The following is a 17,002-nucleotide window of genomic DNA, read 5'->3' as shown; positions in this document are numbered from 1 at the left end:
GTATTAATAAAGTTCATCGATGGCATTAGTACAACGCGCACCAGTTTCTGGACTGCTTAGATTGGAACGTAGCGCGCTAAACAACTCGCGGCCCATGCCATAACGTGAGCGATGTAAATCCACTATTCCCGCGGTTCTGGTGGCAAGTTCAGCTTCAGAGACCAGCAGGCTCAGTTCGCCAGTTAACGCATCGACACGGATCAAGTCGCCATCTTGGACTTTGGCAATTAAACCGCCATCTAAAGCTTCTGGCGTTAAGTGAATCGCCGCAGGGACTTTACCCGACGCGCCAGACATACGACCGTCGGTCAACAGCGCAACTTTAAAGCCTTTGTCCTGAAGCGTGCCCAATAATGGGGTTAACTTATGCAGTTCTGGCATACCGTTGGCTTTCGGGCCTTGTCCTTTAACTACAACCACGCAATCTCTATCCAGAGCACCGGCTTGGAACAAGGCATCGAGTTTGTTTTGATCGTCAATCACTACAGCGGGCGCTTCAACGACACGATGTTGTGCTTGTACCGCCGATACTTTGATCACAGCGCGGCCTAAGTTACCTTTCAGTAATTTCAAGCCACCGTTGTTTTGGAAAGGTGATGCGACAGAAGTTAACACTTCAGTATCTAAACTGGTTGTTGGACCATCCACCCAGCGCAGTTCACCGTCGAGCAGTTTTGGCTCTTGGGTATAACGGCGTAAACCAAAGCCCGCAACGGTATTCACATCTTCATGCAATAGACCCGCATCGAGTAATTCTTTAATCAAGTACGCCATGCCGCCCGCGGCGTGGAAATGGTTGATATCGGCGTGACCGTTTGGATACACGCGCGCCACTAATGGCACGGCATCGGATAATTCAGAAAAATCATCCCAGTTCACGATAATACCGGCAGCGCGAGCCGCGGCGACGATGTGCATGGTCAAGTTAGTAGAACCGCCAGTAGCCAAAAGTGCCACTATGCCGTTCACCACAGACTTTTCGCTGACCACTTCACCGATTGGGGTATATTGAGTACCCATTTCAGTTAAACGACACACTTGCTTAGCCGCCATCTTGTTTAAGGCTTCACGCAGTGGATCATCAGGATTCACAAATGACGAGCCTGGTAACTGCAGGCCCATCACTTCAAGCATCAGCTGATTCGAGTTTGCCGTGCCGTAGAAAGTGCAGGTTCCCGCACTGTGGTAAGACTGGGCTTCAGCTTCTAACAGCTGCGCGCGATCCACTTTACCTTGGGCAAATTGCTGACGAATGCGGGCTTTTTCTTTATTCGGGATACCGGATTTCATCGGACCAGCTGGCACAAACAGCATAGGTAAGTGACCAAAGCTTAAGGCGCCGATAAGCAAACCTGGAACGATTTTATCGCAAATGCCGAGCAGTAAAGCGCCATCAAACATGTTGTGAGACAAGCCCACAGCCGTTGCCATAGCAATCACTTCACGACTCAGTAAGCTCAATTCCATACCGGGTTGACCTTGAGTCACACCGTCACACATGGCCGGCACACCGCCCGCCACTTGTGCAACACTGCCGACTTCCTGACAGGCTTTTTTAAGCAATTCAGGATAGCTTTCATAGGGTTGGTGCGCAGATAACATATCGTTAAATGCCGTCACTATGCCGATGTTCGCCTTATTCAATTGGCGCAATGCATTTTTGTCGTCTGGATTACAGGCGGCAAAACCATGGGCTAAGTTGCCACAGCTCAAGGAGCTACGGTGTACACCATGGTTACGAGCATCATTCAATGCGGCGAGATAACCTTCACGTGACGCTTTGCTACGGGCAATAATTCTGTCGGTAACAGCTTGAACTACTGAGTGCATCTTGACTCCTTAAGCGCTCCAGAACACATCAACGGGCGTTTTACGCTGCGCTAATACGGCTCTGATAGGCATAGCATGGACATCATCACTTTCTAACGCTTGACGATATACGGATAATTTCTGTTCCCCGACCAAGTGCAGATAAATTTGTCTGCTGTTCAGAATCGCACTCTTAGAGAGCGTGATCCTGCCGTGGGGCGCTGTGGTGGGGTTAGTCGCCACGCACAGGGCTTGGGTTGTGAGCGCATTTTCAAGCTCAGCGCTACAGGGAAACCAAGAGCAAGTATGACCATCGTTACCCATGCCTAACACCACCACATCAAAAGGACGAGGGAAATTAGACAAGGACTCGGCGGCCATATCGGCGCCCGCTTCTGCGGTCGAAAACATGTTTTTTAAACCGCGGAATTTGGCATTTGCCGCACGGTTTTGTAATAAATGTTCACGTACTAGACGTTCATTAGACGCATCGGCGTCAGCTTCAACCCAGCGCTCATCGGCGAGAGTGATATAAACATCACTCCAATCGATGGACTTCATGCTCAATAGTTGAAATAACTTAAGCGGCGTCGAACCACCGGAAACCACTAGGCTCGCTTTTCCGCGGGCATCGACGGCTTCCTGTAACTGGCTCGCAATCTTGCTGGCCAGTTGCTGTTCTAAGGCACTTGGCGTATCGAAAGATTTGAATACGGTTTCTTTAATCATCAAAGTCTCCTACTCGTCCCACGAACGGCCATCTTTGGTAATCAAAGCAACCGACGCAACTGGACCCCAAGTGCCCGCAGGATAAGGTTTTGGTTTTTCGTTGCTTTGTTCCCACGATTGAATAATGCCATCTACCCAAGTCCATGCCTGCTCGACTTCGTCGCGGCGCACGAACAGCGCTTGATTACCGAGCATGGCTTCAAGCAATAGACGCTCGTAGGCATCGGCGATACGTTCATTTTTGAAGGTATCGGAGAAGCTCAAATCGAGTTTAGTGGTTTGTAAACGTTGTTTTTGCTCCAAACCTGGCACTTTGTTCATCATCTGGATTTCAACCCCTTCATGGGGTTGCAGACGAATCGTCAGCTTGTTCGGTGGCAGATTTCGGTAACTTGAGCGATACAAGTTATGTGGTGGGTTTTTGAAATACACCACAATTTCAGAGCTCTTAAACGGCATACGTTTACCGCTACGTAAATAGAAAGGTACGCCCGCCCAACGCCAGTTGTCGATATCCACACGAATAGCCACGAAGGTTTCTGTGTGTGATTGAAGGTTGGCGCCTTCTTCTTCTAAATAACCCGGGACTGGGCTGCCCTTTAAGAAACCGGCACTGTACTGACCGCGCACGGTGTTTTCATACACATTGTCTGAATTAATCGGACGCAGCGATTTAAGCACTTTAACTTTTTCATCACGTATGCTGTCAGCGTCTAAGTTGACCGGTGGATCCATAGCAACCAGCGTTAACACTTGCAGCAAATGATTTTGGATCATGTCGCGCATCTGACCCGCTTTGTCGAAGTAACCCCAACGGCCTTCGATACCCACTTCTTCTGCTACCGTAATTTGGACGTGGTCAATCGTACGGTTGTCCCACTTAGAGGCAAATAAAGAGTTGGCAAAACGCAGGGCAATCAAGTTCTGTACGGTTTCTTTACCTAAGTAATGGTCGATACGGTAAACCTGACGTTCTTTGAAGTAAGCGGAAACTTGATCGTTGATAACGCGAGAAGAGTCTAAATCTGAACCGATTGGCTTTTCGAGTACCACGCGTGAATCTGGGTGAATAAGATCTTGCTCGTGCAAACAACGGCAAATGTCACCGAATATCGCAGGTGGCGTAGCAAAGTAACTCACCATGACACGCTCTTCTGGTTTGAGCAGTTCATGGAAGGCACTGTAGCCCGCTGAATCGGTAAAGTTAGTGCCTATATAGTGGCAGCGGGACAGGAAACGTTGGAGAGTCTCTTCGCACAAAGGCTCTTTAACGAAGGTGTTTAAGGCAAGCGTGACTAATTCGATAAACTCTTCTTGAGTAAACTCATCTTTCGCGACACCGATCACTTTCGTATCTTTATCGAGAAGTTCAGCTTTATCTAGCTGGTATAAAGAAGGTAACAACTTGCGTCGTGCCAAATCGCCTTTAGTACCAAAGAGTACGAAGTCACAAGCTTTGGCGCCTGATGTTGTTTTGCCCATTGCGTTACGATCTCCTTTGTATGTCGTGTCCCTTCATGTCGATGAAGAAATCCACACTTTTGTTGTAATATAACAACAGAATTTGTTAAATGCATCTATTTTTATAAATATTAACATTCTTGCTAACTAGGCACTTGCAGCATAAATCTGATATGCTTTTTGTGCTTAAATTACTGAAGCTAGTAAAGTCTTATTTCAAAATTGTACTGAAAAGTTACTACAAAGAGTCTCTTTGTGGGCCGCCGGCCTTGATCTGTCACCCACAAAACTAAAAAAATAAAATTACATTCTCAATTTAGCGGACATACGCGTATGAATACCCTAGAAAAGGTTCAAAAAAGCCTCACCCATTTTAGTAAATCAGAACGCAAAGTTGCAGAGGTGATCTTAGCATCACCACAGACAGCTATACATTCTAGCATCGCCACACTGGCTAAGATGGCAGATGTCAGTGAACCTACTGTGAATCGTTTCTGTCGCCGCTTAGATACTAAAGGCTTCCCTGATTTTAAGTTACATCTAGCGCAAAGTCTCGCTAACGGTACTCCTTATGTGAGCCGCCATGTTGAAGAAGATGACTCACCAGAATCTTACACGACAAAAATCTTCGAATCTTCAATGGCTTCGCTTGATACCGCTCGTCAGAGTCTCGATATTTCAGCCATCAATAAAGCCGTTGATATACTGACTCAAGCTAAGACGATTTCCTTTTTTGGCCTAGGAGCCTCCGCTTCTGTTGCCCATGACGCACAAAATAAATTTTTCCGCTTTAATGTGCCTGTCATCTGTTTTGACGATGTTCTAATGCAACGCATGAGCTGCATAAACAGCAATGAAGGCGATGTTGTCGTGTTGATATCCCACACTGGCCGTACTAAGTCATTGATTGAGATAGCCCGTTTAGCAAGAGAAAACGGTGCAGCTGTAATTGGTATTACTGCCCGCAACTCGCCTTTGTCAATGGAATGTACACTGCCCGTGACAATGGAAGTGCCAGAAGATACCGACATGTATTTGCCTATGGCCTCGCGTTTAGCTCAATTAGTCACTATAGATGTATTGGCAACGGGCTTTACCTTACGTCGAGGTCCACGTTTCCGCGATAATTTGAAACGCGTAAAAGAAGTGTTAAAAGAGTCTCGCATCAATAAAGATCCGATACTGTAACTCACTTCCTTTTCTAAAAATGGCTAGCGTTGATCCTTTACCTAGCCATTTATCGTGCAAATATCAGCGATACCTCACAAATTTCATACATAACTTTAGATCATTTTGATTGTAACTTTACTACATAATCTGGAATTGCATGGTAATATAGGCTCAAGATTTTTTTAACTTTAACGGAGTATCCTTATGTTCCGCAGAACCAAAATCGTCACCACTCTAGGTCCCGCTACCGATCGTGATGATAATCTACGCCGCATCATCGCGGCAGGTGCAAACGTTGTACGTCTTAATTTCTCCCACGGTTCCCCTGAAGATCACTTAAAACGAGCGACTCAAGCGCGTGAAATCGCTAAAGAGTTGGGCGTTCATGTGGCCATTCTTGGTGACTTACAAGGCCCTAAAATCCGTGTTTCTACTTTCAAGGACAATAAGAAAGTACAACTGGTATTAGGTCAAGCCTATGTACTTGATGCCGAGTTAGCCAAAGGTGAAGGCGACGAGAACCAAGTGGGTATCGATTACAAGCAATTGCCTGATGATGTGACTGTTGGCGATATCCTGATGTTAGATGATGGCCGTGTTCAATTACGCGTTGAGCGTGTTGAAGGCCGTAAAGTGCATACCACAGTGACTGTGGCAGGCCCTTTATCTAACAACAAAGGTATTAACAAGCAAGGCGGCGGACTTTCTGCTGCTGCGCTAACCGAAAAAGACAAAGCTGACATTTTGACTGCGGCTATGATCCAAGTGGATTATTTAGCCGTGTCTTTCCCGCGCAGTGGTGCTGATTTAGATTACGCCCGTGATCTTGCCCGTCAAGCCGGTTGCAATGCCTTGATCGTGGCTAAAGTTGAACGCGCTGAAGCCGTTGCGACCGATGCGGCTATGGACGATGTGATCTTAGCGTCTGACGTGGTTATGGTTGCCCGTGGTGACTTAGGTGTTGAAATTGGTGATGCTGCGCTCGTTGCGGTGCAGAAGAAATTAATCGCCCGTTCACGCCAACTGAATAAAGTCGTCATCACGGCCACTCAGATGATGGAATCGATGATTTCAAGCCCAATGCCAACCCGCGCCGAAGTAATGGACGTGGCGAACGCTGTGCTTGATGGTACCGATGCTGTGATGTTATCTGCTGAAACTGCTGCCGGTGACTTCCCAGAAGAAACCGTTAAGGCAATGGCAAACGTGTGTGTTGGCGCTGAATCTCACCCAAGTGTGATTGTGTCTAAGCATAGATTAGATGTGCGTTTCACTTCAGTTGAAGAAACCATTGCACTCTCGACTATGTATGCAGCAAACCACCTTGAAGGCGTTAAGGCTATTATTGCTTTGACTGAATCAGGTGCGACACCACAGCTAATGTCTCGGATCAGTTCTTCACTGCCGATCTTAGGTTTATCACGTCACGCGACAACGCTGGCTAAAATGGCCTTATACCGCGGCGTGTTACCAATCTACTTCGATTCAACTATCCACCCAGCCGATGAGCTAGCGCAAAAAGCGTTAGAAGCATTAACAGCGGCAGGTTATTTGAATAGCGGTGATATGGTACTGATGACCAAAGGCGATGCAATGGAAACCATCGGCGGCACTAACACCTGTAAAGTGTTAATCGTTGCTTAAGTTGCTTTAGCTGCTTCTAACGACTCAAGCGTGTTAGAAAAAAGCCAATAAAAAACCACCTCATGAAGGTGGTTTTTTTATATTGACTGTTTTCTGTAAGTGCAGATTTCTGTTAATGCTGATTTATCGGCTCTCATTGCTGAGGGGAATCTAAGCGGTCCAAGCGGAGTAATCATCGAACTTAACACCGCTTAGACCAGACCGTACTGACATTAAACGCTGACATTAAACACTAACATCAAACACTAGCAATCACTATAACGCTTCGAAATCATTCACATTAATTGCCGCTAAGCGCAGCTTATCAGCATGCTGCAATTTTTGCTCTTCATCGGCAGTGATTACGCCAGTCTCGAGGGCTTTTGCAAACAAGACGAGATTAGGCACTTTGGCTGGCAATTCACCGGCACGCTGCGCTTTCTTCAGCTTTTTATAAATATCTTTACAGGCATACTGAGCAACAAATGCTTGCTCAACTTCAGCAATACCGCCCTTATCTCCTTCAAATTCAGGACATAAGAAGGTAATACGGTCACGAGCAGGGCCAGGCTTCAACATGCCGCCGACTAAATCGGTCGCCATTTTGTCGCTCGGTGCATTGAAGTGATTACCCAGCGGGAAGATTAAGCCGCGCAGTAACCATGCTACAGGACGGCTCGGGAAGTTACGAATCGTGTCTTCCAGTGCTTTCGCCGCTAAGTGCAAACGATTGGCCATAACGTAACGTACTGCTGGCAAATCGTCCTGTTGACGGCCATTGTCTTCAAACAACTTCAAGGTTGCAGAGCCTAAATACAGCTGGCTGAGCACATCGCCCATACGCGCCGACAACATTTCTTTGCGTTTTAAATCGCCGCCCATGATCAGCATAGATAAATCTGTCATTAAGGCTAACGCAGACGAAATACGCGACATATCTTTATAGTACTGCTTAGTTTCACCGCTCACTGGCGCACTGCCAAAACTGCTACCGCTTAACGCGCTAAACAGAGCACTGAACGCATTGCGTGTGGCATAACCCATGTGGCCCATTAATAGCGCATCAAAACGCTCTAAGGCTTCATGTTGGTTTTCCATCGCAGCAGCTTCCATTTCGGCAAGCACGTAAGGATGGCAGCGAGTCGCACCTTGACCAAAAATCATCAAGGAGCGGGTTAGAATATTCGCGCCTTCGACAGTGATCGAAATTGGATTCGACATATAAGGGTGGCCTAGATAGTTTTTAGGTCCTAATTGAATGCCCTTACCCGATTGAATATCCATGGCATCGTTCATCACTGAACGGCCTAACTCAGTCATGTGGAACTTAGCAATCGCAGTCACAACCGAAGGTTTCACTTTAAGATCGATACCCGTAGTCGTTAACCGACGCGCAGCTTCCAACTGATAAGTGTTGGCAATAATACGCGCAAGCGCTTCTTGCACCCCTTCAAACTGGCCAATCGCCATACCAAACTGATGACGCACGTAGCTGTAAGCCGTTGTCGTCTTTGTCGCCATGTGACCTGACGCCGTTGCCAATGCTGGCAATGAAATACCGCGGCCCGCCGACAAACACTCAACCAGCATACGCCAGCCTTTACCGGCAAATTCAGGGCCACCGATAATCCAATCCAGCGGGATAAACACTTCTTTGCCTTGAGTTGTACCGTTCATAAACGCCATGCCCAGCGGATTATGACGACGACCAATGACCACACCAGGATGATCCGTGGGGATCAACGCACAGGTAATGCCTAAGTTTTTCTTATCGCCAAGCAAGCCTTCAGGATCGCGCATTTGGAACGCTAAACCCAAAACCGTCGCCACTGGCGCCAGCGTGATATAACGTTTATCCCAAGTCAATTTTAGCCCGAGCATCTCTTCGCCATTGAAGGTATCACGGCACACAATACCCACATCGGGGATAGCGCCGGCATCACTGCCCGCTTCTGGACCGGTTAATGCAAAACAAGGGATTTCATCACCTTTAGCTAAAGCGGGTAACCAGCGTTCTTTCTGCTCGCTCGTACCATAGTGGGTCAGCAGCTCACCAGGGCCTAAAGAGTTCGGCACCATTACTGTAACAGCAGCGCTTACGCTGCGGCTGGCTAATTTGCTGACAATGGTAGAGTTAGCATAGGCAGAGAAAGCTTTACCACCGAATTTCTTCGGAATGATCAAGGCGAAGAAACCTTCTTTCTTGAAGTATTCCCACAACTCTGGAGGTAAATCTTTACGGTTATGCACTATGTCGAAATCATCGATCATCGTCAGTGCTGTCATCACTTGATTATCGATAAAGTCTTTTTCTTCAGCGGTCAGCGTCGGTTTGCCGTAGCTGTGCAAGGTATTCCAGTTAGGATTTCCGCGGAACAACTCCCCTTCCCACCAGACATCACCAGCTTCCATCGCTTCGCGCTCGGTATCTGAAAGTGGCGGTAAGACCTTCTTGAAAAAACTAAAAACTGGGCGGGTAATAAACTGCATCCGGATATTTTTCACCGCAAACAACACGACAATGGCTATCAGGGCAAGAATTATAATCGTCAACATTATCAAGACCTTTTAATTAAGAAGAAACGGGGACTGATACGCCAGCCGCCATGTATGGGATCACTTTACGGATAACGGCTTCGATGTCGTTATGCTCACCAAACTCAGCAGCAGCGATATCGTTTAGGGCATCGGCGGACGCCATAGTGAATACGATAGTGCCTAAGGTAAAGTGTAAACGCCAAAACATTTCAGCGGGTGGAATATGTGGCGCACTAGCCGATACAGCTTTAACAAATGCATCCAAATGTTGGCCATAATGGGTCGTGATAAACCAACGTAAATGCCCTTGGCTTTCGATATAACCGCGACCTAAAAGCTGCAGGAAGATCGTGGTGCCTTCAGTACGTAGCGCGTTTAAATCCAATAAAGGATCGACCAGCGAAGACAAAATTTCTTCGAGTGTTGCTTGTGCTGGCGCGGTATTTAAGCGATTAATTTGGTTTGAAGCCGCAGGCATAAACACGTCTAAATAACGCGCTAATACTGCACGGATCAGCTCTTTTTTAGAACCAAAGTGATAATTGACCGATGCTAAATTCACCTCAGCCTTACTGGTGATGAGTCGCAACGAGGTCTCAGAAAAGCCCCGTTCAGCGAACAGTTTTTCTGCGGCATCAAGTATTCTAGTTTTTGTATCGGATCGACTTGCCATTCCGTGACCTTGAATTAATTTAAAACACTCGTTTAAATTAAACATTGGCACCACGGATGTCAAACTAAAATTGGACAAATTCGCCGCTTTCTAGCCTGCATTCAAGCCGTATATGGAACATCTGCGAAATAAGTGTAACTAACAAGCCCATTAACCCTTGTGCAATAAGCCTTAGCTTTAGGTAAACTGTGTAACACAAAAACAACAAGGACAAGTAGACATGGTTATTTCATTGAATCGTCGCAGTAAAATCGCCCTCACAGTCGCCTTAGCGCTGGGATTAACAGCCTGTAATGATGCACAAAGTAAAACAGACAAGCCTGCTAGCACTGAAGCGGCGGTCATCAATACCACACCTAATAAAGCACAAGCGATTGCTTTTATTAACGATGCAGAAGCCAAAATGGCTGAATTATCGATTGAATCTAATCGCGCCGAGTGGATTTACAGCAACTTTATTACCGATGACACTGCTGCCCTCTCTGCCGCAGTCGGTGAAAAGGTCAGCGCAGCGTCAGTAAAATTTGCAACAGAGGCGGCTAAGTACGCCAATGTGGACCTCGATCCCGTTAATGCCCGCAAACTCAATATATTGCGCAGTGCGTTAGTGTTACCCGCCCCGCTAGACCCTGCGAAAAATGCCGAGCTTGCGCAAATTAGCTCAGAATTAAATGGCTTATACGGCAAAGGAAAATACTGTTTTGCCGACGGTAACTGTATGACCCAGCCTGAGCTATCGAGTTTAATGGCCGAATCACGTGATCCCGTTGCATTACTGGAAGCGTGGAAAGGCTGGCGTGAAATCGCCAAACCTATGCGTCCCTTATTTGAACGTGAAGTGGAACTGGCCAATGAAGGCGCGAAGGATCTCGGTTATGCAAACCTGTCTGAGCTATGGCGCAGTCAATATGATATGAAACCCGATGATTTTTCACAGGAACTTGACCGTCTTTGGGGCCAAGTCAAACCCCTTTATGAGTCCTTGCACTGCTACGTACGCGGTGAACTCAATAAAGAATACGGCGATAACATCGCACCAACCACAGGACCTATCCCTGCACATTTACTCGGTAATATGTGGGCCCAGCAATGGGGCAATGTGTATGACTTAGTCGCCCCTGACAATGCCGACCCAGGTTATGATGTCACTGAGTTACTGGCAAAAAATGGCTATGACGAACATAAAATGGTGAAACAAGCCGAAGGCTTCTTCACGTCGCTAGGATTTGCGCCATTGCCTGAGAGTTTTTGGGCTCGTTCACTGTTTGTTCAGCCAAAGGATCGTGATGTGGTTTGCCACGCCTCGGCATGGGATCTCGATAATCTCGACGATATTCGCATAAAAATGTGTATCCAAAAGACCGCCGAAGACTTTAGCGTGATCCACCACGAACTTGGGCATAACTTCTATCAACGCGCTTATAAGCAGCAACCATTCCTGTTTAAAAACAGCGCCAACGACGGTTTCCATGAAGCGATTGGTGACACAATTGCGCTGTCGATCACCCCAAGCTACTTAAAACAGATTGGTTTACTTGAAGAAGTGCCTGATGCCTCTAAGGATATTGGGCTTTTACTGAAGCAAGCTTTAGATAAAATCGCCTTCCTGCCCTTTGGTTTGATGATAGATCAGTGGCGCTGGAAAGTGTTTAGCGGCGAAATCACACCAGCTCAATATAACCAAGCTTGGTGGGATCTCAGGGAGAAATACCAAGGCATAAAAGCACCAGTTGAACGTAGTGAAGCAGATTTTGATCCGGGCGCTAAATACCATGTCCCAGGTAATGTGCCTTACACCCGTTACTTCCTCGCGCATATTCTGCAATTTCAGTTCCATCAAGCCCTGTGTGAAACTGCGGGCGATAAAGGACCGGTACACAGATGCAGTATTTATGGCAATCAAGCCGCGGGAGAGAAACTTAATAAGATGCTCGAGTTAGGCTTAAGCAAGCCATGGCCAGAGGCATTGAAAGAAGTCACCGGCAAAGAAGCTATGGATGCCAAAGCTGTGCTCGATTACTTCGCGCCACTTAAAACATGGTTAGATGAGCAAAATACCGCGGCTAATCGCCAATGCGGTTGGTAATCATGAGTTAAACCATCGCCAAGTTGTATAAAACAAAATGCCCAACGAGATTGGGCATTTTTATTCGAGACTTTTTATTTCATACACGGCCTGTTTTTTTTGGTCTAACGCCAGCCCATGCCTTTACGATTGGCTTCACGGTTCTCAAGCTTTAACTGTTCAGACTTAGTTAACATCACATACAGCGCCCCAGTGCCGCCCTGCTCCGTTTTCGCCGAATGATAGGCCAGCACCATATCCAGTTGTGATAACCAACAACACACAGCGGATTTGAGTAATCCCGCAAAGGGTTGGCTCTGATAACCTTTACCGTGGATCAATATCACGCACCGCTCACCGTGCGCCTGCGCTGCCAGTAGATAGTTGAGTACAGCCTCGCGAGCTTGATTAAGTCGATAGGCATGCACATCGAGCTCCATCTTGATACTGTATTGCCCCATGCGTAAGCGCTTAAAAACGCCGCCTTGTACCCCTTCACGTTTAAAGCTGACAATCTCATCCGGGGCTTGCTGCACAAACGCCTTCAAATCTAGCGGCATACACGCTAAATAAGCTTCCCTTTGTAAAGCATCGCGTCTATTGATCTGCTCCGTCGTTAACGCTTTGGGCGCAAAACTCACCACAGGCACCTCACCTTTCAGGGGTACAACTCCGGCCATTTCCTCAAAAAACAGTGCTGATTCATCATCCAGCATGGCAAGCTCCTTTACTCCACACTCTTGTACAGAAACACACTTTGTAAACATTCAAGGCTTTAGTTCAGCGGGCGGCTCCATTATAGTGACGCCATGATTGCCAGATTAGAATAAAGTAATGAAATTTTTGCCGCTAGTCCTGATGTGCCTATTGTCGCTGCCAAGCTTAGCCAATCCAGCTAAAACGCATACAAAATCCACAGATGATCAATTGATCAATGCTAATTATCCTTTATTTATTAGCGCTTTTAATCAATTATCCCCTGAAGTGACCCGTGAAATTTATGCCGATGATGCGAGCTACTTATCTGAGAGTCAAAGTAAAGAGATTTACTATGGACGAGATAATATCGTTGCGATTTACAAGAAATTTTTCGATAAAATCCGCGCTAAGAAAGCCACTATCGACGTGGATTTCCGCATTACTAAACGTAAAATTATCGGCAATGGTGCCATAGATACTGGCTATTATTTAGTTCGATTTTATCCCGCACAAGAAACGGGCGAACCTGTGAGTGAATTTGCAGGCAAATTTGCCATTGGTACAGAAAAAGTCTCAGCGACCCAATGGAAAGTGAGCTTAGATACCAATAATCGTGCAGAACCTAGCTATTATCTGAATGCGAAACCTGTGCCTAACTTGTATTATGGCCGCCAGTTCCCGCCTTTGCCTGTCGGTAAAAAATTACCCTAAGTTTTGTGCTGACGCTATTTAACGCATTCAGATACATGCTTAATGCATTAAAATAAAAGTATAATGCGTTAGAATAAAAGCCTAATTTATTAAATAAATCGATATCGCAAAAAATACATGACGACAACTGAACAACACTGCCCCTGTGGCAGTGGCAAACGCTATCAAGATTGCTGCTCTCCACTGCATATTCATCTGGATTCTGGGCAAGTCGTTGCGCGCACGCCCGAGCAACTTATGCGCTCACGCTACTGCGCATTTGTGTTGAAAAATTTTGATTATATTTTAAAGACACATCACCCCGAGTATCTAAACGGTCTCACCCTAGCGAGTCTCAATACTGGCCCTCACCCACACTGGTTAGGACTAGAAGTACTCAGCAGCAGTGAAACACCCGCCCACAGCATTCAAGCGAGTCAAGCCGAAGATGAACCAAGACATGGCACAGTGACATTTAAGGCTTGGTACACACTCGAAGGTAAAATTGATGCTATCTATGAACGTTCGGAATTCATCTATCAAACGGGCCGCTGGTATTACAGCCAAGGCCTGCAAATGACGGCAAAGTTACCCGGCAGAAATGATCCTTGCGTTTGCCATAGCGGTAAAAAATTCAAACAATGCTGCTTAAAATCCCTCTGATTTAACAAGAGCTGATTTAACAAGTACACCAGTCTAGTGGGTCAAGACCGAAGGGCTTTTGGCAGACAAAATAAATTGTGCAAACTCAGGCTCACGTAATGCGGGGCTATAGAGATAGCCCTGCGCCTGATGGCAAAAACTTTTCGCTAAAAAGGCTTCTTGCTCAAGGGTTTCAACCCCTTCTGCCGTCAAAGAGATATTCAAAGCACTCGCCATGGCGATAATGGCTGACACAATTTCGCGGCTTTCGCGGCTCACAGTCAGATCTGAAATAAACGACCGATCAATCTTAAGTTTACTGATCGGGAACTGCTTCAAATAACGCATTGAGCTATAACCCGTGCCAAAATCGTCAATCGCAAGCCCTACGCCTAATTCCGCTAATTCTTGGCATAACAAGGTCGCGTGGCGAATGTCGCCCATCAACTCAGTTTCAGTGATCTCTAAAATTAACGTCTTAGGTTTCAATCGATAACGAGTTAATAGCTGCCACACCTGCTCGAATAAATTGCCACTGAAAAACTGACGGGCCGACACATTCACGTGCATCGTCATGTCCGCATTATGGTGTTGCCATAGGTTCAACTGGCGACATGCAGCCTCTAACACCCAGCTACCAATGGAATTAATCATCCCCGACTGCTCAGCAATGTCGATAAAAGATGCGGGAAATAACACGCCTCTTTTAGGATGATGCCAACGGATTAAAGCTTCAGCGCCAATATAGGTATTCTGCTCTAAATCCCTCAGTGGCTGATAATAAAGCTCAAACTGACGGCCACGAATGGCACTGTGTAAATCGCGCTCTATCTGTGCATCTTCTTTAAATGCGCTCAACAAAGTACTGTTAAACACTTGGATTGCAGTGCCTTTTTTCTTTTTAGCATACTGAACAGCAATATCGGCACAGGTTAACGGCGCAAACAAACTCGCCACCGAGGCGATATCAACCACAGCTAAGGCAGGCTTAGGCTCGACTTGCTCGCGATCGATTAAGATAGGCATAGCCAGATGCTGATACAGACGCGTACTAAAATAGTCGAGATCGTATACCGCGTTATCATCGGTCAACAATACGGCAAATTCATCGCTGCCGACGCGGGCAATTTCGGTGGCTTTATTGATTTCGGAGAAATGTTTCAAACGGCGGGCAATTTCAATCAACAAGCTATCGCCATTCTCATGACCATAGGTATCGTTAAACCGCTTAAATCCTACTAAATCAACTAATAACAACAAACCTTTATTGGTACGTTCAAGCACTCGATTAAAGTGGGTGCGGTTATGTAGCCCCGTTAATCCACAGCGCCAAGCGAGGCGTTCAAGCTCTGACTTGTAGTTGTGCTCATCGGTATTTTCTTCACACGAGACCAAGGCATAATGATTGCCGCGATCAGTAATGAATTGACTCAAGACGTATGTCAGCCAATAGCGGCTGCCATCGGCACGACTAAACTGCACTTCGCCTTTGGCAATCTCGCCCCTAAATATCTGCGCTAGGGTTTGCTCGGCTAATTGGGCATGCTGCTTAAAAAAAGCCAATTCACGGATATTTGCGCCGATTATCTGCTCACGGGGCATGCCAGTGATTTCACTGTGTGCCTGATTCACATACTCGACTTTTTCAGTATGCAAATTAATGAGCATACTGATCTGTCGCGATTGCTCCGTCGCGCAGCGAAATAGGCTCAAACTTTCTTCTTTGTCGTAGCTGTGTTTTGTCGCTAAGGTCAGGGCTAATTGATCGGCCATCTGGCACGATAGGTGGATTTCGCTGTCGTGCCAATGGGGAGTGAATTGCGCCCGCTCGATGCAGAGCACACCTTCGAGACGACCATTAATGCGAATGGCGATGTCGAGAGTTGAATTGATGTGCCGCGGGATAAAGTAGCACTCTGCCAATTCACTTAAACGGGGATCGGTCAGGGCATTGCCGGCATCGATATGGCGCAGGGTTTTAAGCTCGTGCACATAACGGGGACAAGCTTGTAATAGTTTAGGCCTATGAATGTCTTGCAACATCATAGAACCAAATTGTGCAACGAGTGTTTGGGTTTGTTGATCAGCTGAAAACGTCCACACTGACACCAAAGAAACCGCTAAATTCTGGCACAACAACTCTGTGGCTAACTCTGCTGTCTTGGTGAAATCGCCCTGCTGTTTTGCAGTTGACTGAACCAAAGACTCCAATAAATGCTGATGCTGACGTCGCTTCACGCTGATTCCCTACAAAACTTCGTGTTGGGCTAAAGGTCTTTGCTACGCGCAAACGTACCTTGAAATGTGCAATTAAGCTGATTGAATTATTCTTATTTGGAGGCAGATTACACTATCTATTGTAAGTGCAGCAACATGTGGCACAATTTATTACAATTCAGTTAACAACTGCAGCATTTTTAGACAGTTAAAACGATTAAGCTCGAATTCTATCCGCTAAAATCTATCCGCTAAAAGTGCTGCACAAAAACTTATAAACCGTTTTCCAATTGGAAAATCATTTTCTCGGCGCTCACACCAAAGGTCAGCAGTAAATCGATACCCGCAGCCGTGGTCACAAACTCAGTTTGTACTTCAGCAAATCGAGCTTGGGCAAGGCTCGCCATACTTTCTGCATCTGTTTGCGCGCTATCGCCAACAAAATTTAACGCCAATAAGGTATCATGTTCATCAATGACGGCGCCGATATCGACAAAACTGCCACAATCGGTGCAAGTATCATTCACCGCCGGATTCTGTGCTTCTATTATGCCTTTCATCTGTATTCCTTATTTATAAAGCGACTGATTAACGGCATCACTAAACTATGCCGCTAATTTATTTGCGCGGTAAGTGGGTAACTCGATAGGTTAATCAGAATTATAGGTAATTAAGCCTCAAGATAA

At 46.4% G+C, this 17,002-nt stretch carries 13 protein-coding genes; 5 read left to right on the top strand and 8 right to left on the bottom strand.

The features are described 5' to 3' along the window. Positions 1 to 3: 3 nt before the first annotated feature. The 3 genes from edd to zwf are packed head-to-tail and all read right to left on the bottom strand — an operon-like array spanning position 4 to position 4,020. Entirely contained in the window at positions 4 to 1,830 is a 1,827-nt protein-coding gene (gene edd, locus AYJ58_RS12900; protein WP_106650439.1) for a phosphogluconate dehydratase, read from the bottom strand. A 9-nt stretch (positions 1,831 to 1,839) separates the two neighbouring features. Continuing rightward, a complete protein-coding gene (pgl, locus tag AYJ58_RS12895; protein ID WP_106650438.1) occupies positions 1,840 to 2,538 on the bottom strand; it encodes a 6-phosphogluconolactonase in 699 nt (232 codons plus the stop codon). Positions 2,539 to 2,547: 9 nt separating this feature from the next. Next, entirely contained in the window at positions 2,548 to 4,020 is a 1,473-nt protein-coding gene (gene zwf, locus AYJ58_RS12890; RefSeq protein ID WP_106650437.1) for a glucose-6-phosphate dehydrogenase, read from the bottom strand. A gap of 312 nt (positions 4,021 to 4,332) precedes the next feature. Between zwf and AYJ58_RS12885 the strand changes: the two genes are divergently transcribed. Both AYJ58_RS12885 and pyk read left to right on the top strand, forming a co-directional pair. After that, entirely contained in the window at positions 4,333 to 5,187 is an 855-nt protein-coding gene (locus AYJ58_RS12885) for a MurR/RpiR family transcriptional regulator (RefSeq protein WP_106650436.1), read from the top strand. Positions 5,188 to 5,373: 186 nt separating this feature from the next. Further along, complete coding sequence (gene pyk, locus AYJ58_RS12880) at positions 5,374 to 6,813, top strand: pyruvate kinase (protein ID WP_106650435.1); 1,440 nt, start codon at positions 5,374 to 5,376, stop codon at positions 6,811 to 6,813. Between the two features lie 255 nt (positions 6,814 to 7,068). Here pyk and AYJ58_RS12875 read toward each other — a convergent pair whose 3' ends face one another. Further along, positions 7,069 to 9,348 carry an acyl-CoA dehydrogenase gene (locus AYJ58_RS12875; RefSeq protein WP_106650434.1) on the bottom strand — a complete coding sequence of 760 codons (2,280 nt, stop codon included), beginning with the start codon at positions 9,346 to 9,348 and terminating at the stop codon, positions 7,069 to 7,071. Positions 9,349 to 9,364: 16 nt separating this feature from the next. Then, positions 9,365 to 10,003 carry a TetR/AcrR family transcriptional regulator gene (locus AYJ58_RS12870; protein ID WP_106650433.1) on the bottom strand — a complete coding sequence of 213 codons (639 nt, stop codon included), beginning with the start codon at positions 10,001 to 10,003 and terminating at the stop codon, positions 9,365 to 9,367. A gap of 220 nt (positions 10,004 to 10,223) precedes the next feature. Here AYJ58_RS12870 and AYJ58_RS12865 point away from each other — a divergent pair, with 220 nt between their 5' ends. Further along, positions 10,224 to 12,089 (top strand): M2 family metallopeptidase, encoded by a 1,866-nt coding sequence (locus AYJ58_RS12865; protein ID WP_106650432.1) that lies wholly within the window; start codon positions 10,224 to 10,226, stop codon positions 12,087 to 12,089. A 104-nt stretch (positions 12,090 to 12,193) separates the two neighbouring features. Here the strand turns inward: AYJ58_RS12865 and smrA are convergent, their stop codons facing one another. Beyond that, entirely contained in the window at positions 12,194 to 12,784 is a 591-nt protein-coding gene (gene smrA / locus AYJ58_RS12860; RefSeq protein ID WP_106650431.1) for a DNA endonuclease SmrA, read from the bottom strand. A gap of 118 nt (positions 12,785 to 12,902) precedes the next feature. Here smrA and AYJ58_RS12855 point away from each other — a divergent pair, with 118 nt between their 5' ends. After that, positions 12,903 to 13,478, top strand: a complete 576-nt coding sequence (locus AYJ58_RS12855) for a DUF4440 domain-containing protein (protein ID WP_106650430.1) — start codon at positions 12,903 to 12,905, stop codon at positions 13,476 to 13,478. Between the two features lie 117 nt (positions 13,479 to 13,595). Then, positions 13,596 to 14,120: a YchJ family protein gene (locus tag AYJ58_RS12850; protein WP_106650429.1), complete on the top strand. Its 525-nt coding sequence runs from the start codon at positions 13,596 to 13,598 to the stop codon at positions 14,118 to 14,120. A 33-nt stretch (positions 14,121 to 14,153) separates the two neighbouring features. On the opposite strand, the gene AYJ58_RS12845 is transcribed toward AYJ58_RS12850, so the two are convergent. Then, positions 14,154 to 16,337: a putative bifunctional diguanylate cyclase/phosphodiesterase gene (locus tag AYJ58_RS12845; protein ID WP_106650428.1), complete on the bottom strand. Its 2,184-nt coding sequence runs from the start codon at positions 16,335 to 16,337 to the stop codon at positions 14,154 to 14,156. A 251-nt stretch (positions 16,338 to 16,588) separates the two neighbouring features. Beyond that, positions 16,589 to 16,876 carry a DUF406 family protein gene (locus tag AYJ58_RS12840; protein WP_106650427.1) on the bottom strand — a complete coding sequence of 96 codons (288 nt, stop codon included), beginning with the start codon at positions 16,874 to 16,876 and terminating at the stop codon, positions 16,589 to 16,591. Positions 16,877 to 17,002 lie beyond the last annotated feature (126 nt).

Source organism: Shewanella sp. Pdp11 (assembly GCF_002838165.1).
Taxonomy (GTDB): Bacteria; Pseudomonadota; Gammaproteobacteria; order Enterobacterales; family Shewanellaceae; genus Shewanella; species Shewanella hafniensis.
This window is presented reverse-complemented; position numbering and strand designations above follow the sequence as displayed.